The sequence below is a fragment of the Burkholderia sp. HAN2018 genome (assembly GCF_024704855.1).
In the GTDB taxonomy this organism is placed as follows: Bacteria; Pseudomonadota; Gammaproteobacteria; order Burkholderiales; family Burkholderiaceae; genus Burkholderia; species Burkholderia cepacia.
On record NZ_QOBB01000007.1, the window covers coordinates 17,538 to 37,646 of the forward strand.

The 20,109-nt window shown below is 67.1% G+C and carries 13 protein-coding genes and 1 pseudogene; 2 read left to right on the plus strand and 12 right to left on the minus strand.

Annotated features, from left to right (window positions below):
- Window positions 1-5: 5 nt before the first annotated feature.
- The 4 genes from DPV74_RS02855 to DPV74_RS02870 all read right to left on the minus strand — a co-directional run bounded on the left by DPV74_RS02855 (window position 6) and on the right by DPV74_RS02870 (window position 4,940).
- Entirely contained in the window at window positions 6-1,445 is a 1,440-nt protein-coding gene (locus tag DPV74_RS02855) for an alkaline phosphatase (RefSeq protein WP_119336470.1), read from the minus strand.
- A gap of 154 nt (window positions 1,446-1,599) precedes the next feature.
- Complete coding sequence (locus DPV74_RS02860) at window positions 1,600-2,190, minus strand: class I SAM-dependent methyltransferase (protein ID WP_059687240.1); 591 nt, start codon at window positions 2,188-2,190, stop codon at window positions 1,600-1,602.
- A 243-nt stretch (window positions 2,191-2,433) separates the two neighbouring features.
- A complete protein-coding gene (gene poxB / locus DPV74_RS02865) occupies window positions 2,434-4,155 on the minus strand; it encodes a ubiquinone-dependent pyruvate dehydrogenase (protein ID WP_119336471.1) in 1,722 nt (573 codons plus the stop codon).
- Between the two features lie 257 nt (window positions 4,156-4,412).
- The gene (locus tag DPV74_RS02870; protein WP_027789923.1) at window positions 4,413-4,940 is read right to left on the minus strand and encodes an Lrp/AsnC family transcriptional regulator; all 528 of its coding nucleotides are present in this window, start codon (window positions 4,938-4,940) and stop codon (window positions 4,413-4,415) included.
- A gap of 163 nt (window positions 4,941-5,103) precedes the next feature.
- On the opposite strand from DPV74_RS02870, the gene mdeB reads away from it, so the two are divergent.
- Window positions 5,104-7,830, plus strand: a complete 2,727-nt coding sequence (gene mdeB / locus DPV74_RS02875) for an alpha-ketoglutarate dehydrogenase (protein WP_119336472.1) — start codon at window positions 5,104-5,106, stop codon at window positions 7,828-7,830.
- 59 nt (window positions 7,831-7,889) lie between these two features.
- Here mdeB and DPV74_RS02880 read toward each other — a convergent pair.
- Window positions 7,890-8,003 (minus strand): annotated as a pseudogene (locus DPV74_RS02880) (RES domain-containing protein); the annotation flags it as partial.
- A gap of 126 nt (window positions 8,004-8,129) precedes the next feature.
- Window positions 8,130-8,630 (minus strand): Lrp/AsnC family transcriptional regulator, encoded by a 501-nt coding sequence (locus DPV74_RS02885; protein WP_027789925.1) that lies wholly within the window; start codon window positions 8,628-8,630, stop codon window positions 8,130-8,132.
- Window positions 8,631-8,821: 191 nt separating this feature from the next.
- Here DPV74_RS02885 and DPV74_RS02890 point away from each other — a divergent pair, with 191 nt between their 5' ends.
- The gene (locus DPV74_RS02890) at window positions 8,822-9,838 is read left to right on the plus strand and encodes a 1-aminocyclopropane-1-carboxylate deaminase (RefSeq protein WP_119336473.1); all 1,017 of its coding nucleotides are present in this window, start codon (window positions 8,822-8,824) and stop codon (window positions 9,836-9,838) included.
- A gap of 368 nt (window positions 9,839-10,206) precedes the next feature.
- Here the strand turns inward: DPV74_RS02890 and DPV74_RS02895 are convergent, their stop codons facing one another.
- From DPV74_RS02895 to DPV74_RS02920, 6 genes are all read right to left on the minus strand, one after another.
- Entirely contained in the window at window positions 10,207-13,212 is a 3,006-nt protein-coding gene (locus DPV74_RS02895) for a hybrid sensor histidine kinase/response regulator (protein WP_119336474.1), read from the minus strand.
- 80 nt (window positions 13,213-13,292) lie between these two features.
- Window positions 13,293-13,952 (minus strand): response regulator, encoded by a 660-nt coding sequence (locus DPV74_RS02900; protein WP_059696104.1) that lies wholly within the window; start codon window positions 13,950-13,952, stop codon window positions 13,293-13,295.
- Window positions 13,953-14,290: 338 nt separating this feature from the next.
- Window positions 14,291-14,479, minus strand: coding sequence for a hypothetical protein (locus DPV74_RS02905; RefSeq protein WP_081066157.1), 189 nt, complete (start codon window positions 14,477-14,479; stop codon window positions 14,291-14,293).
- Between the two features lie 119 nt (window positions 14,480-14,598).
- Complete coding sequence (locus DPV74_RS02910; protein ID WP_119336475.1) at window positions 14,599-17,676, minus strand: ATP-binding protein; 3,078 nt, start codon at window positions 17,674-17,676, stop codon at window positions 14,599-14,601.
- A 398-nt stretch (window positions 17,677-18,074) separates the two neighbouring features.
- Window positions 18,075-19,100 (minus strand): hypothetical protein, encoded by a 1,026-nt coding sequence (locus DPV74_RS02915; RefSeq protein ID WP_060358856.1) that lies wholly within the window; start codon window positions 19,098-19,100, stop codon window positions 18,075-18,077.
- A gap of 116 nt (window positions 19,101-19,216) precedes the next feature.
- Window positions 19,217-20,044 carry a hypothetical protein gene (locus DPV74_RS02920; RefSeq protein ID WP_027789930.1) on the minus strand — a complete coding sequence of 276 codons (828 nt, stop codon included), beginning with the start codon at window positions 20,042-20,044 and terminating at the stop codon, window positions 19,217-19,219.
- Window positions 20,045-20,109 lie beyond the last annotated feature (65 nt).

Here is a 20,109-nt window from a genome sequence, read left to right on the forward strand (position 1 = left end):
GGCGCTCACAGCTGCACCGCGTTGCGCACCAGCTCGAAAACCTTGTTGTTCTCGATCACGCCGTGGAACGCATCCGCGCCGCGGCCGATCGCACCGAGGAACACATCGGTGCCGCCGTGCGTCTCGTTGCCCTTCTCCATTCGCACGACCGCCTCCTGGCGATAGTCGTCGGCGCCCGTCACCGCGTCGGTGAGCGCGGTGCCCGCGCGGCTGCCCTGCACGCGGTTCTCGCCGTTGCCGAAGCCGATGATCGTGTATGGCGTGCCGTCCGCGTCCTTCGCGACCGCGCCCGTCTGGTAGTTGCGCAGCACGCCCAGCACGCCGGCCTTGCCCGCCTCGGTCTTGCCGGTGCGCGCCGCATAACCGTTCAGCACCAGCGTGTGGTCGTGGTCGGCCGTGACGACGATCAGCGTGTTCTTCAGGTCGGGATCGGTCTTGCGCACCTTGTCGAGCGTGGCCTTGATCGCGTTGTCGAACGCGACCGTGTCCTGCAGTGCGCGCTTCGCATTGGTGTCGTGCAGCGCGTGGTCGATCCGGCCGCCTTCGACCATCAGGAAATAACCGTTCGGATTCTTCTGCAGCACGTCGAGCGCACGCGTCGCCATGTCGGTGAGGCTCGGCTCCTTCGTCGCGCCGCGATCGAGGTCGTAGCTCATGTGGCTCGACGAGAACAGGCCGACCAGCTTGCCGCTCTTCGTCGCATCGGCGGCCAGCAGGTCGTCGCGGTTCTGCGCGAACGCATAACCCTTCGCCTTCAGCTCGTTGACGAGGTTGCGGCCGTCGGTGCGCTTGCCGCCGCCGTCCTTCGGCACGAAGAATTGCGTGCCGCCGCCGAGCACGACGTCGACGCCGTCGCCCAGCGCGCCGTTGTAGCCCGCGCCGCCCGGCACGAGCTGCGCCGCGATGTCGTTCTCGGCGTCGCGATGGCACACGTGCGCATACGTCGCGGCGGGCGTGGCGTGCGTGACGCGCGTGGTCGTCACGACACCGGTGGCCATGCCCTTCGCCTTCGCGATCTCGAGCAGCGTCGTCGCCGATTTGCCGTTGTTCGCGCCGCAATTGCCGGTCAGGCTCGCGCTCGGTTCGATCGCCTTCGTGTCGGGCGACATCGAGATCACTTCGTTGTTGGTCTTCACGCCGGTCATGTACGCCGACATCGACGGCGCGCTGTCCGTCACCTGCGCATCGTTCGAATAGGTCTTCACGAACGCGGTTTCCGGCAGCGTATCGATCGTGAGCGCGCCGTCTTCACCGACACCGTAGATGCGTGCGGCCGTCAGCGTCGTCATCCCCATGCCGTCGCCGAGGAAGAAGATCACGTTGCGCGCGGCCGTCTGAACGGGCGGCTGGGTGGGCGACGTGCTGGTCGGGCCGTCGTCGCTGCCGCATCCGGCGAGCGCAAAGGCGCCCGCGCACAGCAGCGCCGCCGTTTTGATTCGATTCATGGTGCCGGTTCTCCCCGCCGTTGATGCTTTCGAAATGAAAGGCGATGGTAGGAACCGGATGTGACGTCAATGTGAATGGAAACTGGAAGACATCGAATGGATTATGAAAGGCGACGGCGAGGCGCCACGGCCGGGCGCCGCGCGTGTTGCGGCGTCATTCCGCGTGTTCGGCGGCGATGTTGCGCACGGTCACGATGCGCGCAGGCGGAATGTTCGCCCAGACGATCCGGCTGCCGCAGGCGACAAATGCCGGATCGCCCAGCGGATGCCGCCCGGGCGGCCGCAGGTCGTACGTGAACTGGATCATCACGCCGTCGGCCGACAGCACGCGATGGCACTGGCCGACGATCGCCGTCACGTCCTGGCGCGGCAGCGTGCGCAGCGGCAGGCACGACACGATCGCGTCGACGCGCGCGTCGGGCGGCAGCAGGCGTTCGAGCTGCCGCGCGTCGCCCGACACGATCGAGATGCCCGGAAAACGTCGCCGCAGATGCTGGACGAACGCCGGCGAACGCTCGACCACGACGAGCCGCCGTGGCGCGACGCCGCGTTCGAGCAAGGCCGCGGTGATCGCGCCGGTGCCGCCGCCGAGTTCGACGACCAGCCCGTCGCCGTCCGGCACTGCGTCGGCCATCTCGCGCGCCAGCTGCCGCGAACTCGGGCACAACGCACCCACCGCGGCCGGACGGCCGACCCACTCGCGCACGAACAGTGCCGAGACACGCCACGCGTTCGGCCAGATCATCGGCAGCCCTTGAGCGATTGCGCCGTCGGCAACGACGCGCCGAAGACTTCATGGAACAGGGCTACGGCGACACGGGGCTTCGGCATGCGCATCCTCCTGGACGAATCGGTCCGTCGCGGGAAGCGCGACGATCAAATCGATTCTAGGAAACGCAAACTTAAGGCGACGTGAAGATTGACCCTGATTCCCCTGATCAATTCGTACCGGATCAACCGCCGACGCCCGCCCCGTGCGCGGCGCGTCTCACCGCAGGTTGGTTCTCGCCAGCTCGACGATCTCGTCGCCGCGCCCGCTGAGGATCGCGCGCAGCATGAACAAGCTGAAGCCCTTCGCATGCGCGAGTTCGATCTTCGGCGGCATCGCGAGCTCGTACTTCGACGTGACGACGTCGACGACGGCCGGCCCGTCATGCGCGAACGCCGTGCGCAGCGCTTCCTCGACGTTCTCCGAGTGCTCGACCCGCACGCTGAAGATGCCCGCACCCTTCGCGATCGCCGCGAAATCGGTCGGGCTCAGGTCGACGTTCGTGTCCAGATAGCCGGCCGCCTTCAGCTCCATCGACACGAAGCCGAGCAGGCTGTTGTTGTACACGACGATCTTGACCGGCAGCTTGAGCTGGCGCGCGGTGAGCAGGTCGCCGAGCAGCATCGACAGCCCGCCGTCGCCGGACAGCGACACCACCTGCCGCCCCGGATGCGCGCCCTGCGCACCGAGCGCCTGCGGCATCGCATTCGCCATCGAGCCGTGATTGAACGAACCGTGCAGCTGCCGCTTGCCGTTCATCGTCAGGTAGCGCGCGGCCCACAGCGTCGGCGTGCCGACGTCGGCCGTGAAGATCGCGTCCTCCGCCGCGACTTCGTCGACGATCTTCGTCAGGTATTGCGGATGAATCGCACGGCCCGGCGGCTCGGCCACCGCGAGATCGTCGAGCCCCTTGCGCGCGGCCGCGTAGTGCTTCAGCGCATTCTCGAGGAAACGCCGCTGCGTCTTGCGCGTCAGGCGCGGCAGCAGCGCCGCGATCGTTTCCTTCACGGTGCCGACGAGGCCGAGCGCGAGCGGCGCACGATGGCCGAGCTGCGAGCCTTTCCAGTCGATCTGCGCGACCTTCGCGTTCGACGGATAGAACGGCCGGTACGGGAAATCCGTGCCGAGCATCAGCAGCGTGTCGCACGACTCCATCGCGTGATAGCCCGAGCTGAAGCCGATCAGCCCCGTCATCCCGACGTCGAACGGGTTGTCCCATTCGACGAACTGCTTGCCGCGCAGCGCATGCACGACCGGCGCGCCGAGCGTGTCGGCCAGCGCGACCACCTCGTCGTGCGCGCCCTGCGTGCCGCTGCCGCACAGCAGCGTGACCGCGTCGGACGCGTTGAGCAGCGCCGCGAGCCGGTCGAGATCGGCGTCGGCCGGCAGGATCGACGGCGGCGCCGATTCGCTCCAGGCCGGCGCTTCGTCCGGGCCGTCGCCCAGCGCGATGTCGCCCGGCAGCACGATCACCGCGACGCCGCGCTCGTCGATCGCGGTGCGCATCGCGCGCGCGAGCACGCGCGGGAACTGCGATGCGTTCGTCACGAGTTCCGCGAAATGGCTGCACTCGCGGAACAGCTCCTGCGGATGCGTTTCCTGGAAGTAGCCGAGGCCGATCTCGGTCGACGGGATGTGCGCGGCGATCGCGAGCACCGGCTGATGATTGCGGTGGCAGTCGTAGAGGCCGTTGATCAGGTGCAGGTTGCCGGGGCCGCAACTGCCCGCGCACACCGCGAGCCGCCCGGTCGACGCGGCATCCGCGCCGGCCGCGAACGCGGCGCTTTCCTCGTGCCGCGTATGCATCCAGCGGATCGAGCCGATCTGGCTCAAGCTGAACGACAGGCCGTTCAGGCTGTCGCCCGTCACGCCCCAGATACGCTCGACGCCCGCTGCCGCCAGCGTCTTCGCCAGGTATTCCGCCATCGTCTGTCTAGCCATCATGCCCTCGCTCGTTGATCGGTCGTCACACGATTGATCCGGCAACGGCAGCCGCCGTTGCCGCTGACGGGACGAGCATACGCGATCGTGCCGCGCGGCGTCGTGACGATGCAAGCGCCCTGCACGCCGCTGCGGCAGCGATCCGTCGCGCCGCACGCCGCCCCTTTCGACGGCGTCGGGCAATCGTCGGCGCTTTGTCATGGTTCCGATTGCAGTCGGAAACCGGAAACCGGGCAGGCGCGCCTGCGGCTCCCCGCTCAGCTCCAGTCGGATGCCGCCTCGTCCGGGTCGACGAGCGTCAGTCCGGACGCCGGCAACGGCAGCGCGGTCTTGTAGCGCACCTGCTTCAGCGCGAAGCTCGACCGGATGTTCGATACACCGGGGATCGTCGTCAGTCGCTCGATGATGAAACGCTCGAGCGTGCGCATGTCGGGCATCACGACGCGCAGCAGGTAGTCGGCGTCGCCCGACATCAGGTAGCACTCCATCACCTCGGGCCGCTGCGAGATCGCTTCCTCGAAGCGCTGTAGCGCGTCCTCGACCTGCTTCTCGAGGCTGACCTGGATGAACACGTTGATCCGCAGCCCGAGCGGCTCGGGGTCGAGCAGCGTGACCTGCTGCCGGAACAGCCCGAGCTTCTCCAGCGCGCGCACGCGGTTGAAGCACGGCGTGGCCGACAGGTTCACCGCACGCGCGAGTTCCGCGTTCGTGATCCGCGCGTTCTGCTGCAGCTGGTTCAGGATGCCGATGTCGATGCGGTCGAGCCGCCGCGGGTTTGAACTCATGGTCGAAATATTCCGGAAGAGTGGCCACAACCGGAATATTTACACTATCGGCGCACGAAATCCCAATGAAATCAGACGCATATTTTGCGGATCGGCGGGTAGCATGATCCGACCGATTGCCACTGATGCGCGCCGCTCCGAACCGGCGCGCGGGAGACCTGCGATGACGGACCTGTCGAACGGTATCGATGCCACGCGGCGCGCGGGCGCCGCTCACGCCGACGCCGACCCTGAAGAAACCGCCGAATGGCTGGAGGCGCTCGACGCCGTCGTCGCGCACGTCGGTAAGGAGCGCGCCCAGTACCTGCTCGGCCGGCTCGCCGCGCATGCGCACACCCGCGGGCTCGCGGCGCCGCGCGGCCCGGTCACGCCGTACGTGAACACGATCGCCGCGCACGAGCAGCCGCCCTATCCGGGCGACGCCGATCTCGAGGAACGGCTGTCCGCGGCACTGCGCTGGAACGCGCTCGCGATGGTCGTGCGCGCGAACCGGGCGTACGGCGAGCTCGGCGGCCACATCGCGAGCTACGCGTCGGCATCCGACCTGTTCGAAGTCGGCTTCAACCACTTCTTCCGCGCGGCACCGGCCGGCGCGGGCCATGAAAGCGGCCCCGGCGGCGATCTCGTGTACTTCCAGCCGCATTCGTCGCCGGGCGTCTACGCACGTGCGTATCTCGAAGGCTTTCTCGGAGAAGACCATCTCACGCACTATCGCCGTGAAATCGCCGGGCCCGGGCTGTGTTCGTATCCGCATCCGTGGCTGATGCCCGACTTCTGGCAGTTCCCGACCGGCTCGATGGGCATCGGCCCGATCAACGCGATCTACCAGGCGCGCTTCATGCGCTACCTGCAGCATCGCGGGCTCGCGAACACCGCCGGCCGCACCGTGTGGGGTTTCTTCGGCGACGGCGAGATGGACGAGCCCGAATCGCTCGGCGCGCTGTCGCTCGCCGCCCGCGAGGGGCTCGACAACCTCGTGTTCGTGATCAACTGCAACCTGCAGCGGCTCGACGGCCCGGTGCGCGGCAACGGCCGCGTGATCGACGAACTCGAGGCGCTGTTCGCCGGCGCCGGCTGGAACACGATCAAGGTGCTGTGGGGTTCCGACTGGGATCCGCTGTTCGCGCGCGATCACGCGGGCGCACTCGCGCGCGCGTTCGCCGATACCGTCGACGGCCAGTTCCAGACCTTCTCCGCGAACGACGGCGCGTATAACCGTGCGCGCTTCTTCAGCCGCGACCCGGCGCTCGAGGCGCTCGCCGCGCAGCTCACCGACGCCGAAATCGACCGCCTGCGCCGCGGCGGCCACGATGCACGCAAGCTGCACGCCGCATATGCGCGCGCACTCGCCCATCGCGGCCAGCCGACCGTGATCCTCGCGAAGACGATGAAAGGTTACGGGATGGGTTCGGCCGGCCAGGGCCGGATGACGACCCATCAGCAGAAGAAACTCGACGTCGACGACCTGAAGGCGTTCCGCGACCGCTTCCGGTTGCCGCTGTCGGACGGCGACGTCGAGCAGCTGAAGTTTTACAAGCCAGCGGAAGACAGCCCGGAAATGCGTTACCTGCATGCCCGCCGGGCTGCCCTGGGAGGCTATCTGCCCAGAAGGCGGATGGCGGCATCGAAGGGGCTGACCGTCCCTTCGATGCCGGCCTGGGGTGCGTTCGCGCTGGATGCGGCCGGCCGCGAGATGTCGACGACGATGGCACTCGTGCGCATGCTTGCCGCGTTGATCAAGGATCGCGAGCTCGGCCCGCGCATCGTGCCGATCGTGGCCGACGAAGCACGCACGTTCGGCATGGCGAGCCTGTTCCGGCAGGTCGGCATCTACTCGCCGCTCGGCCAGCGCTACGAACCCGAGGATCTCGGCTCGATGCTCTACTACCGCGAGGACACGCGCGGCCAGATTCTCGAGGAAGGGATTTCGGAAGCCGGCGCGGTGTCGTCGTGGATCGCCGCGGCGACGTCGTACAGCGTGCACGACCTGCCGATGCTGCCGTTCTACATCTACTACTCGATGTTCGGTTTCCAGCGCATCGGCGACCTGATCTGGGCGGCTGCCGACCAGCGCTCGCGCGGCTTCCTCGTCGGCGCGACGTCGGGCCGCACGACGCTCGGCGGCGAGGGCCTGCAGCACCAGGACGGCAGCAGCCATCTCGCGGCGTCGACGATTCCGAACTGCCGCGCGTACGACCCGGCGTTCGCGTACGAAGTCGCGACGATCGTCGATGCCGGCATGCGCGAGATGGTCGAACAGCAGCGCGACGTGTTCTATTACGTGACCGTCATGAACGAGAACTACGCGCAGCCGTCGATGCCCGGCGACGATCCGGCCGCGCGTCGCGAAGGCATCCTGAAGGGGATGCACCGGCTGCCGGCCGAGTCGAACGCGACCGCGCGCGTGCAGTTGCTCGGCGCGGGTGCGATTCTCGGCGAAGTGCTCGCCGCGCAGCGGATCCTGAAGGACGACTGGGGGATCGATGCGGCCGTCTGGAGCGTCACGAGCTTCAGCGAATTGCAGCGCGACGGGATGGAAGCCGAACGGCTGTCACGGCTCGGCGACGGCCCGGTATCGTCGTATGTCACGCGGATGCTCGAAGGCACGCACGGCCCGGTGGTCGCCGCGACCGACTACGTGCGCGCGGTGCCCGAGCTGATCCGCGCCTACGTGCCGCGCCGCTACGTGACGCTCGGCACCGACGGGTTCGGGCGCAGCGACACGCGCGATGCGCTGCGCGCGTTCTTCGAGGTCGATCGCGCGAGCATCGTGCTCGCCGCGCTGAAGGCGCTGGCCGATGACGGGGAACTCGATGCGGCGGTCGTGCGAGACGCACGCGAGCGTCTCGGCAAGACCGCGCCTCCAGGCGTCGCGCCGTGGCAGCGCTGACCGAGTGACGCGACCGGGCAGCAGCCGACGACGATTCGTCGACCAAAGCAATTCTTTGGTCAGCAAAACAGGCGGGGATCCAGCACGAACGCTTCTTTGCCGATCACTTTCACACTTGAAGCAAAATCCGCATGCAGCGGGTTCAGCAGCAAGTCGAAATCGGTCGGGCAAACGTGTGGTTGCTGCCATGGCGACTCCCAAATGGGTTGATTCACATTCCCATTTGATACTCCCAATCGGGAGTTTTCAATCGACCAAACGGCATATCCGTCACCAACGGGAATCGACGGCGCTCCGCGCTACACCGGCAACGCGTGCGTCGACAGAATCTCCTTGAGCACCATGAACGAGCGCACCTGCCGCACGCCGGGCAGGTACAGCAACTGTTCGGCATGCAACCGGTTGAAGCTCTCGTTGTCGCGCGTGCGGACCAGCATGAAGTAGTCGAATTCGCCCGTCACCACGTGACACTCGACACACCCCGACACTTTCTGTGCGGCCTTCTCGAATTCGGCGAACGCCTCCGGCGTCGAGCGATCCAGCACGAAGCCGATCACGACCAGCATCCCGGCACCCAGCGGCTTCGGGTCGAGCAACGCGACGATGCCGCGAATCAATCCCATCTCCTTCAACCGCTCGACGCGCCGCAGACACGCCGGCGCGCTCAGCTTCACCTTCGCGGCGAGGCTCACGTTCGAAATCGACGCATCCTGCTGCAACTGCCGCAGGATCGCCCGGTCGATGCGATCGAGCGCCGGCGCGGCGTCGGCCGGGGATGTGCTACCGCGATCTAATTTCATTGCGCCTCCCATCTGTTTCACGAATCAAAATTATCTCGACTATCCATATCTCATCGATAACGTAGGTCGTCACCATTTATTTCGCAAGCTCATTTCGCGCCGTCCTGCCTATCATTTTTCCATCGGGACACGGCGTGCGAGCAGCACCCGACCGATCCGGTTTCCTGCCCATCTTCCCTCGGAGCTTGTCGATGAACCTGCAACGTTTCCCCCGTTATCCGCTCACGTTCGGCCCGACCCCGATCCAGCCGCTCAAGCGCCTGAGCGCGCATCTCGGCGGCAAGGTCGAGCTGTATGCGAAGCGCGAGGACTGCAACAGCGGCCTCGCATTCGGCGGCAACAAGACGCGCAAGCTCGAATACCTCGTGCCCGACGCGCTCGCGCAAGGTGCCGACACGCTCGTGTCGATCGGCGGCGTGCAGTCGAACCAGACGCGCCAGGTCGCGGCCGTCGCCGCGCATCTCGGGATGAAGTGCGTGCTCGTGCAGGAGCACTGGGTCAACTATGAAGACCCCGTGTACGACCGCGTCGGCAACATCCAGCTGTCGCGGATGATGGGTGCCGACGTCCGGCTCGTCGCCGACGGTTTCGACATCGGCATTCGCCGCAGCTGGGAAGAAGCGATGGAGAACGTCCGGCAGTCGGGCGGCAAGCCGTATCCGATACCGGCCGGGTGTTCCGAGCATCCGCTCGGCGGGCTCGGGTTCGTGGGCTTCGCGGAAGAAGTGCGGGAACAGGAAGCGCAGCTCGGCTTCAAGTTCGATTACATCGTGGTCTGCTCGGTCACGGGCAGCACGCAGGCGGGGATGGTCGTCGGCTTCGCGGCCGACGGACGCGCGGATCGCGTGATCGGCATCGACGCGTCGGCGACGCCCGAGCGCACGCACGAGCAGATCACGCGGATCGCACGGCACACGGCCGAGCTGGTCGGGCTGGGGCGCGATATCGAAACGAAGGACGTGGTGCTCGACACGCGCTATGCCGGGCCGGAATACGGACTCCCGAACGATGGCACGCTGGAGGCGATTCGTCTGTGCGCGCGGCTGGAAGGCATGCTGACCGATCCCGTCTATGAAGGGAAATCGATGCACGGGATGATCGACAAGGTGCGGCGCGGGGAATTCGAGCCGGGGTCGAAGGTGCTGTATGCGCACCTTGGCGGGGTGCCGGCGTTGAGTGCTTACGCGGAGATCTTCCGCAACGGCTGACGGGTGTCCGAAGTCGATCCGGCGCGCGAAGGGCCAATTCCACGCAATGATGCAGCCGCCTCCGGCATCCGCCGGCAGCGCAGTCATGCCGGATAACCGGTTGTCGAGCGCCGTGCCGTTCTGCGCGGCGGCGTGCGGTGCCCGCGTGTCGCCTCGCTTGCGGCGCGGCGGTGTGTCGGCGCGGCGGCTTGTCGGACCGTCGCCGCGCCCATCATGGCGCTCGCGCGTCAGTCCATGAATACGATCGACCGGCGAGCGCGTACCTCTCGACGATCCAGTGCGCACGACTGCGCAGCGTCCGCGGTCGTCGGCCGTCCATGTCGCAAGCCTCTCCCGCCGTCGCGCCGGCAAGCACGGCGCCGTTCCGTTCAGTCGCCGGGCAATCTCGACAGCGCAGCCTCCACCTCCACGCGCATCGCCGGCCATTCCGGCTTGAGCGCATCGACACCGCCCGCGGCCAGCGCACGCTCGCCTCTCGCGCACGCATCGCTCGCGTCTGCGTCGCCGGCCAGCGCGAAGCCGCCTCGCATCGAATGCAGCTCGCCCTTGAGGCAATCGTCGTCGCCGCGCAGCAATGCGGCGTCGATCGTCGCCAGCGAGCGCAGCGTCGCGGCACGCAATTGTTCGCGCATCTCTTCCGTCATCAGCGACACCTGCCGGTCGTCGCGATCGACCGCGTGCAACGCCGTCGCGCCGCGCCCCCCGTGGCGCCGCAGCACCGCATCGAGTGCATCGATCGACAGCGGCTTGAGCACGACCTCCGCGACGCCAGCCTGCGCGCACCGCCGACGGTCCTCTTCGGTCGCGTGCGCGGTCATCGCGATCACGGGTACCGTCGCCCCCTGCTCGCGCAGGAAGTTCGCCAGCGCGAAGCCGTCGAGTTCGGGCATGCCGAGATCGGTCAGCACGACATCGAACGACTGCGAAAAGTACGCACGCATCGCCTCGACGCCGTTCGTGACGATCGTCGCATCGTAGCTCAGCGCATCGAGCTGATCCCGCAACAGCACGCGGCTCGCCGGGTGATCTTCCGCAACGAGCACGCGCAGCGGCACGCCGCCGTCCGGGCGCGTCGGCCACGCTGGCGCCGTGGCGGGTTCGTCGTCGAACGCAACGCGCCATCCGGACGGCGCCCTCGCCAGCGGCAGCGATGCGGTGAAGGTCGTCCCCGCACCCGGTTGGCTGTCGACCGTCAGCGCACCGCTCATCAGGCGCGCGAGACGTCCGCAAAGCGGCAGCCCCAGCCCCGTGCCGCCGAAGCGCCGGTAAATCGACGGATCGGTCTGCACGTACACATCGAACAGCGCCGGTAGCGCTTCCGCAGGAATGCCGATGCCCGTGTCGCGCACCGAGATTTCGACGCCCTGCTGCCTGCCGGAAGCGACGGCCGGCAGCGCGTCGATCGTCACGCTGCCATGCTCGGTGAACTTGATCGCATTACTGACAAGGTTCGACACGATCTGGCGCAGGCGGGTCGGATCGCCGACGTAACCGTCGGCCAGCCCCGGCGCGACACGGCATTCGAGTACGAGCCGTTTCGCTTCGGCGAGCGGACGAAAGATCGCCGCGACGTCGAGCAGCACGGCTCGCAGGTCGAACGGCACGGCTTCCAGCACCATCTGGTTGGATTCGGCCTTCGACAGGTCGAGCACGTCGTTGATCACGCGCAGCAGTGCGTCGGACGACGACATGACCGTCTGCAGCCGACGCTGTTCGGTCGATGGCAATGCCGCACGCGCCATCAATTCGAGATTGCCGACGATCGCGTTCAGCGGCGTGCGAATCTCGTGGCTCATCGTCGCCAGGAAGGTCGACTTCGCCTTGTTCGCGTCGTCCGCGGCTTCGCGTGCCTCGCGCAGCTTGTCCTCGGCCTGCTTGCGCGCGGTGATGTCGGTCAGCGTACAGAGCAGTACATCGACGCCGCGATAGCGGGTACGGACGATGTGCGCGGCAAGGTAGGCCGCCCCGCCATCGGCGCGGTCGACCGACAACTCGTGCGTGACGACGCGCGGCTTCCGACCGCCCGCGATACTGTCGCGGTATGCCTGCCAGATGCGCTTGCCGAGCGACGGCGCCATGCCGGCGCCGCCATAAGCCTGTGCGGCCTCGTTGCGCGCCATCGTGTCGCCGTTGGCCAGCGACAGCAGCATGATGCCGGCCGGCGCCGTGCGAATCAGCGTGCGGTTCAGCGCCTCGCTTTCGATCAGCCGGATCGCGCGGCGGTTGGCAGGGCGCAGCGCGCGCCGGTCGAACATGACGATCGCGAACCACACCGTCCCGATCGCGAGCAACGCGAGACCGGTTGCGATACCCAGGCGGACGGCCACGTCGTCGAACAGGCCGCGCCACGAATACGTCGCGGTCAGCACCTCGCGGAACCCCGGCATGCGGTCGCCGATGACGATACTCGTGCCGACACGGTGTGCGGCGGCCCGCTCGCCACCGGCCGCGCGCGCATAATCGAGCGCGCGGGCGGTCAGCGCGGGGGCCGCCTGCCGGCCGGTCAGGACATTCGTGTGCGAATCGACCAGTGCATAGTCATGGCCGGAGGACGAGGCGCGCAGGATGTCGTCGATCTCCGGCCGCGCGACGACGACAAACCATGCGACCGGCTTGCCCTGGCTGTCCCGCACCGCCTGCGCGAACCGCAGCACGGACCGCCCGAGCAGCGGATCCTGCCGCCGGTCCAGAAAAATCTGCCGATTGCCGGGCGCGGCAGCCGCCGATACAAACTCGGCCGGCGGCTGCAACTGCCGGATCAACGCCTTCACGTCGAAACCGGCCGGCAGCGCGAGCGTCGCCTTCACCAGCGGATACCCGGCCACGATGACGAAGTCGCCGTCCGGATCGATCAGATATCCGCCCATGCCCGGGTCGCCGGGCTGCCTCGGCGGCATGACACCCGTCTTCTCGACCGGCTCGAGAAACGCTGCAAGAAACGGCGCGTAGGCCCCCCCTGGCCGGGGCGACGGATCGGCCGCGAACGCGGCCACCGCCACGCGTCCCGTGTGTCCGAGAACGGCCAGCCTGCCGCGATCGTCGGCAAACCGCTTGAGTGCATCGGACGGCGCGGTCGGCAAGTGCCGGGCCATCAACTCGAGGTTTTCGACATAGCGATTCTGGAGCGCCCTGACCACCTCCATCTCCGCGAGCAGGTCGGCCTTGCGTAGCAGGAACTCGGAACGGTCACGCGCAACCGACTCCTGCAGGTCGAGCTGCGCGACCAGTGCCGCGCAGACCAGCACGAACACCGTGATCGCCACACCGCTTCCGTACAGCAACCATTGCTGCTGGCGTCGCACGCGCCCCGGCTCGAACGGCTTGCGGCCCGCGGCCGCGGCATGCGCAATCAGCGTTTTCAGTTTGGTGGGCATAGGTGTCGTCGAAGTCGTCTCGGCACCGGCACCGCGTCATGCGTTGTCCGGGTCACTCGGTACTGTCCGCCGGGCACCGTTTATGCACCAGCCTCGGGCAAGTCGGGCAGATGGCCCTCGCTCGCGTAGCGAATCAGATCGGCATCGCGAACGATACCGAGCTTCTTCATCGCGCTCGATTTCTGCGAACTGATCGTCTGCTTGCTGCGATGAAGCTGGACGGCGATCTCGCCGACCGTCAGGCCGGCCCCGTAAAGCCGCACGACTTCGATCTCGCGGGCGGTCAGCGTGCGGACACCCGCCGACGGCTGGCAATCCTCCAGCAGCTTCTTGACGAACGGAGACAGATAATTGGCACCGACGAAAGCCGCATGCACCGCGCCGACCAGATGCGAAATCGCATCGGACTTGCTCAGGATGCACCCGACACCCTGCTTCTGGATCGCGAGCAGCACGCTCGGGTTGTCGATCATCGTGATCGTCACGAGGCGAAGTGCCGGGTAGCGACGCTGGAGGAAGGACAGCAGTGAAAGACCGTCGCCATACTTGCCGCCGGGCATGACGTAGTCGACGACGAGCACGTCGCTTTGCTGCTCGTCGAGCATCGCCACGAGATCGGTCGAATTCGAGACAGTGCCGAGCAGCTTGATCGTGCTGCTGCCCGCGAGCGCCTGCGACATTCCGAGTGCGGACGAAGGATGATCGTCCGCCACCATCACTCGCACAAAAAATTCATCCATTTATCTTCTTCTCCCGATACACGCGGCCTGACGTGCCATGTTGTGCGACGCGCCGGGACTTGAATCGGTCCCGCAACACGGTCGCGTCACGGCGTTCGGCGAACCCGGCGGTGCGCAGCGTAATTTTAAGATAATAGACGGGTTCCGCGGCGGCTCTGCGATCCGGCGTGCCGGCCTGTACCCGCCATGATCCGACGCACAAGCCATCACGCACGCAGACGCGCCCGGCGTGACGTTACGGGCCGAACCGTCGAGAGTCCGCCGCCCATGCACGTCCGATCGGCGGCGCCCCCACGCCGTCGATCCATCCCGTCCCGCAAGGCGGCCGAAGCCGCGCCCTAATGCTTGACCGCGGTTTTGTCCTGCTCACCAGACCTGTCATCCGCGGCGTGCTGCCACTCGGTGATGGCCCGCCGCTTCTGCGACGGCGACATCATCATGAATTCGTTCAGCTTCGTCAGGAAATCCCGTCGGGATTTCTCCGGCAACGTCGCGAATCCAAGCAGCAGCCCGAACACCTTTCCCATATAGCGCACTGCCTTACCCTTCCTTCTTCAGTCGAATTCACGCGGCATCGAAGCAATGCGGCGTGTCTGCCTTCCCTGTTCTGACGCAGGCGATCTACGTCGCCGATGCGCCACCATTTCTATCGTCCCGGCCAGTGTGCCGCCGCAGCGGCCATTACGCCCGCAGCTGGCGGCCCGTCCGCCGCGCCCGCGGGCAACACGATCCCGCGCCGCCGCGCGATGCGTACGAGGCCGCGGCGCAGGTCGGCCAGCGTTACCGGCTTGGTCAACACGCACGCGACGTTCGATGCCGCGTAGCGCCGGGCATCGTCGGGCACCAGATGCGATGCCACGACGATCATGTCGCACGGCAAGGCGCGCGCATGTACGGCTTCCGCCAGTTCCCGGGCCGACATGTCGGGCAGGTCGGCACCGAGCAGCAGCACGTCCCACGTGCCGTTTGCGAGCGTGTCGAGCGCCGCGCCGCCGGACGACACGCACCGGACCGTGCAACCGAGCACATCCAGCTGCTCGCGGAAAATCGACCCGTTGACCGCCGCATCGTCGGCCACCAGCACACGCGGCACACGCGCACTGGAGGCCGGCAACAACGGCTGCCAGAAATCGGTCGCGCGCCCCGGCCCGCGCGGCGACTCGGCGGTAGCGACTCGCGCCTGCGCGATCGCCATGCACAGCCCGTTCAGCGAATAACTCGACACGCGGATCGTCCGGCCCGCGACATCCGGCTGCAGCGGGCCGTCCGGCGTAGCCAGCACGACCGGCGTCTCCCCGCCGAGACTGTCGAGCTCTTCGCGCCGCCATTGGTCGGAGTCGCCGAAGAGCACGATCGCGTGTGCACGCGCGAGGCACCCGGCGGCAATCCCGATCGGACTCGGATGCATCGCGACGTCGAAACCCCATGCCCGCAGATGGGGAAATGCAAACGCACGCCACGCGTCCTCCGGCGACACGACGATCAGCGTCTGGCCGGCGCCCGCGCCGGCCGGGGATTTCGGCGCAATGCCCGCGCGCAGCGGCAAGCGCACGGTAAACAGGCTGCCGACGCGCGGCGCGCTGTCGACCGAAATCGTGCCGCCCATCGCCGCGACCAGCCGATCGCACAGCGCGAGCCCGAGCCCCGTGCCGCCGTAGCGCCGCGTGATCGATGCGTCGACCTGCGAGAACGGCTTGAACAGCCTGTTCTGCTGCGCGAAGTCGATCCCGATGCCGGTATCCTCGATGCCGATCGCGATCTCGGGCGCACCACGCGCACTCCGCCCGACCGCCACGCGCGCGACGATACGCCCGTCGCTCGTGAACTTGATCGCGTTGCTCAACAGGTTGCCGACCACCTGTGCGAGCCGCGTCGGATCACCGCGCATCCGCTGCGCGCCGCTCGCATCGATATCGGCGAACAGCGGCAACCCTTTTGCCTTTGCGACCGGTGCGAAGGCCGCGAGCTCGCGTTCGATCACCGCGATCACGTCGAACTCGATCGACTCGACCGACATCGCGCCAGCTTCGATCTTCGAGAAATCGAGCACGTCGCTGACGATCGCGAGCAGCCCTTCGGCCGACGCGCGCAACGTCCGCACGCGGCTCTGCTGCGATGCATCGAGCGCCGTGCGCTCGAGCAGCTCGAGGTTGCCGAGGATCACGTTGAGCGGCGTGCGGATCTCATGGCTCGTCGCGGCGAGAAACGACGACTTGGCCGCATTCGCCGAATCGGCCGCGCGCACGGCTTCCTCGAGCTGGCGAACGAGGCGGCGCTGCGCGCTCGTGTCGGCGAACGTCGCAATCAGCACGTCCTCGCCCTGATAACGTGCGCTGTGCGCGATGACCTCCAGGTGCAGCGGCGCATCGCCGCGTGCATCGAGCATGAGTTCGGTCGTCATCGTCCGGCCTGCCCCGCCGTTCGCGACGAACGCGTCGTACTTCTCGAGTACCTGCGCGGACAGCGCATGGTGATCGCCTTCATGCGGCAGCAGCATCTGCGTGAGCGCGTCGCTCGCGAGCATCACGCGCCGGTCGGACAGCGACACGAGGCCGATGCCGACCGGCGCCATAGCGATCACGCTGCGGCACAGCGCCTCGCTGTCGAACACGCGGGCCGAGCGTGCATACACCGGCACAAGCACGCGCCGGTGAAAGCGCACGAGCAGCAACCACATCACGACGATCGCAACGAGGGTCGACGCCGCGAGCGCGCCGGCCTGCACGCCGATGCCGGCCACCACGTCGCCCCACGACAGCGCATAGGCGATCGTCCAGCCGGTTGCCGCGAGCTTGCTGCTGAACACGATCGCGCCGTCGCGAAAGAGCGGCTCGGCGGACACGGCGCCACGATGCGCGACATCGAGGTTCAACAAGCGCTCGGTGAGTGCGTTCGTGCGTTCGACGTCGGGATCGATCGCGATCAGCCGGTTGTCCGCCGACGTGACGAAGAACGTGCCGGCCAGGGCCCGCCCGGGCAGCCATGACAGCAGGTATTCGGGTGCGTATTCGGTGACCAGCACCGCGAACGGCTGGCCGGCGGCGCGCGCCTCGGCGGCAACGCGGATGCGCACCTGCCCGGTGACGGGGTTGACGTAGGGCGGCAGCCAGCGGACATTCGGCCGACCGTCGTTCGGGGCCGGCGGCGAGCCGTCGAAATCGACGCGCAACGCATCGAGCACGTGCGCACGTGCGCCGGCCGACGCCAGTGCGGGATTGTCGCGCGTCAGGTGCGGCACGAGGCCGAAGACGCCCGTGCGCGTGCTGTAGTGGTAACCCTCGAGCGTGCGCCCGCGATTGAGCGAACTCGCCGCGCAGATGCGCGACAGCAGGAACGACAACGCGAGATAGCGCGCGACCTCGTCGCGCTGCGCCGTTTGCCCCGGCACGCCGACCACGAGCGACGGATACGGCTTGATCGCGAGCTGCTGGCCGTCGGCGAAGAACGTGTGCACGACGTCGGCCGGCGCCGCGCCGATCTCTCGCCAGATGAGTTGCGTATTCGTGACGCCGTTGCGGAACGACGTCTCGGCCACCTGTATCTCGTCCGAGGCTTCCTCGACACCGTTCAGGAAATTGCGCCGCTCGCCGTCCAGATAGCCGTAGACGATCGACGTGATCCCGAGCCCGCAGGCGATCAGGATCAGGATCGTGACGACAATGCCGCCCCCGAACATCGAAATGCTCTGGTAGCGGCGAATGGACTGAAGCGTGCTGTATGACATGACTCGGCGTGACGGAGCCCTGGGCGCGGACCTGCAGCAGATCCCCTGCGGATGGACGTCACGATGGAAACAATCGGGATAGCGATGTCCCGATCATGCCAAACGACACTGCGAAAATCAGGCGTGCATTATCCTTTTAGTACACGTCCTATTTGTTTGAATGATTGTTTTGAACTTGAACGAAACTCGACGGCGGAATCGTGTGTCGCGCACCTGTCCGTCCGGATAGGTTGCTTCATCGAATCGCCGCAGGTACGCCCGAAATGAAATACCGCCGGCAAGCCGGCGGCAAAAGATGCGTCAACGAATCTCGCGACGCACCGAGGCACCCGATTCGACCCGCGCGGAACGACCCGGCAGGATCGCCCGCGCACCGCCGTTGTGCCGGCAGCGCCCGCTCAGTTCTGCGTGAGCGGATTGAGCGTCGTGCACAGGAAGCCCGTGCAGTTCGTCGGCTTGAAATAGAACGATGCCGTCACGATCGGCGGCGTGGTACCGAGCGCGATATCGCTCAGGTAAGCGGAGCCTTGCGCACCGAAACCGTTCGCCTGCTGCACGAAGCTCGCGCCGGTCGACTGGATCGCGGCCGACTGGTAGGTGAAGGTCGGCGATTGCGTCTGGTCCTTCACGTAGACCCACGAGATCGTGCTGCCGAACAGCATCCCGCCCTTCGCGCGATAACCCTTCGCGCCTTCGCTGTTGGCCTGCGCGATGAAGTCGCTGACGTTCGTCGTCGGCGCGAGGGCGTCGTACGTGTAGGTCGCGCCCGACGCATTGTTCTTCATGTACACGTTCGCCTGTACCGAGCCGATCACCATCGGGCCCAGGAACCAGTAGCCCGACTGGCCCTGGCCGTTCGCCTGCGTGAGGAACGCGTTCGGGTCGGCAGGCAGGCCGGTCGTCGTGTACGTGTAGGTGGCCGACGAACCACCATCCTTGCGATACAGGTTGCCGTACGTGAGCGGCCCTTCGTAGCGATAGCCGTTCGTGCCCTGCGTGTTGGCCTGGTTGAGGAAGGTCGTCCAGTCGCCCGGCGTGGATTGCAACTGGTACGTGTAGGTCTGCGCGGTGCCGTCGTTCACGAAGATCGAGCGCGAACCGCCGCTGGATGCGTTGTAGTAATAGTCGCCCAGGTAGCGGTAGCCCTTTGCGCCTTCACTGTTGAGGAGCGTCAGGAAACTCGCCTGATCCGCCGCGGTCGGCTGCGCGTCGTAGCGCCACGTCATCGTGCCGCCGCCCGAACCGCCCGAGCCACCGCTGCCGCCGTTGCCGCCGCTTCCACTACCGCCTGTGCCACCAGTGCCGCCGGTGCCGCCGTTGTTGCTCGTCCCCGATCCGCCGGACGCGGCGGGCGAGGAATTGTCGTCGCCGCCGCAAGCGGTCAGCGCCAGACAAGTCAATGCGATCAATGCAGCGGCTTTCATCGGGGTCACCTCGAAGCAAAAAAGATGAGCGAAGCCGGTACGCGCGGAATCACACCACGCGTACGGACAGTCTCGAATCGGAAATCGGCCCGCGGCGCGCCGCGGGCCCGTCAACGTCAGTTGACCTGCAGCTGGCCGCCGCGGCCGAGGCCGCCCTTGACGTCCTGCGCCTTGTAGCTGCGCAGTGCGACGACCATCTTGTTGTACGCGTCGATGAACGCGACGACCGTCGCCTTGCCTTCCGGCGTCGACGAGAAGCCCGCGAGCGCACCGCCCACGCCGCCGCCGAAGCCGCCCAGCGCGGCACCGTAGTTGGTCGCCGTCGAGCTGCCTTCCGATGCCGCGATCTGCACGGCCGAGCGCACGTCGAACAGCGTCAGCGTGACGACCGATGCCTTCGTCTGCAGGTGGCCGGCCACAGCCGCCACCGCGCTGTTGCCAATCAGCCCGCCGATCATGCTGCCGATGCCGCCGATCGGCGAATCGTTGATGACGATCTGCGGTTCCATGTAGTAGTCGGCCGCGACACGCTGGCCCTTCTGCTGCTTCGAGCCCGCGCGGTATTCGCCCGAGTTGCGCTGCAGCTGCGTGATGCGCGACAGGCGCGCGTCGCTCTTCTGGTTGCCGATCGACGTGATCACGAAGCAGTTCGACTGCTGGACGGCCAGGCGCAGCAGCGGGTCGATCGTCGTCATCTTGGTCGCGCTGCCGAACGGGCCCCACCAGTCGGCATTGCGGCCGTCGTCGACCGCGATCGTGCCGAGCGGCGACGCGCAGCGCTGCAGCCCCGTATCGGCGCCGGCGCTCGTGCCGCCCGCGGCGGCACCGGTCACGCCCGCGTTCTGACCGCCGGGCGTCACCATGCCGCCGCAGCCCGCCACGGACGCGCAAAGCGCTGCGACCAGCGCACCTTGAGTGAGACGTTGGGAAAGGTTGGTCTTCATGTCGTTGTCGATCGATTAGAGTCGTTGTTCGGCTTATGTGTTCGTGCGAACTTCGATAAGCCCCC

Coding starts and splice junctions, on each gene's coding strand:
- DPV74_RS02920 (WP_027789930.1), bottom strand. CDS start 20,044: ATGAAGACCAACCTTTCCCAACGTCTCACTCAAGGTGCGCTGGTCGCA.
- mdeB (WP_119336472.1), top strand. CDS start 5,104: ATGACGGACCTGTCGAACGGTATCGATGCCACGCGGCGCGCGGGCGCC.
- DPV74_RS02915 (WP_060358856.1), bottom strand. CDS start 19,100: ATGAAAGCCGCTGCATTGATCGCATTGACTTGTCTGGCGCTGACCGCT.
- DPV74_RS02870 (WP_027789923.1), bottom strand. CDS start 4,940: ATGAGTTCAAACCCGCGGCGGCTCGACCGCATCGACATCGGCATCCTG.
- DPV74_RS02895 (WP_119336474.1), bottom strand. CDS start 13,212: ATGCCCACCAAACTGAAAACGCTGATTGCGCATGCCGCGGCCGCGGGC.
- DPV74_RS02885 (WP_027789925.1), bottom strand. CDS start 8,630: ATGAAATTAGATCGCGGTAGCACATCCCCGGCCGACGCCGCGCCGGCG.
- DPV74_RS02910 (WP_119336475.1), bottom strand. CDS start 17,676: ATGTCATACAGCACGCTTCAGTCCATTCGCCGCTACCAGAGCATTTCG.
- DPV74_RS02855 (WP_119336470.1), bottom strand. CDS start 1,445: ATGAATCGAATCAAAACGGCGGCGCTGCTGTGCGCGGGCGCCTTTGCG.
- poxB (WP_119336471.1), bottom strand. CDS start 4,155: ATGGCTAGACAGACGATGGCGGAATACCTGGCGAAGACGCTGGCGGCA.
- DPV74_RS02890 (WP_119336473.1), top strand. CDS start 8,822: ATGAACCTGCAACGTTTCCCCCGTTATCCGCTCACGTTCGGCCCGACC.
- DPV74_RS02860 (WP_059687240.1), bottom strand. CDS start 2,190: ATGATCTGGCCGAACGCGTGGCGTGTCTCGGCACTGTTCGTGCGCGAG.
- DPV74_RS02905 (WP_081066157.1), bottom strand. CDS start 14,479: ATGGGAAAGGTGTTCGGGCTGCTGCTTGGATTCGCGACGTTGCCGGAG.
- DPV74_RS02900 (WP_059696104.1), bottom strand. CDS start 13,952: ATGGATGAATTTTTTGTGCGAGTGATGGTGGCGGACGATCATCCTTCG.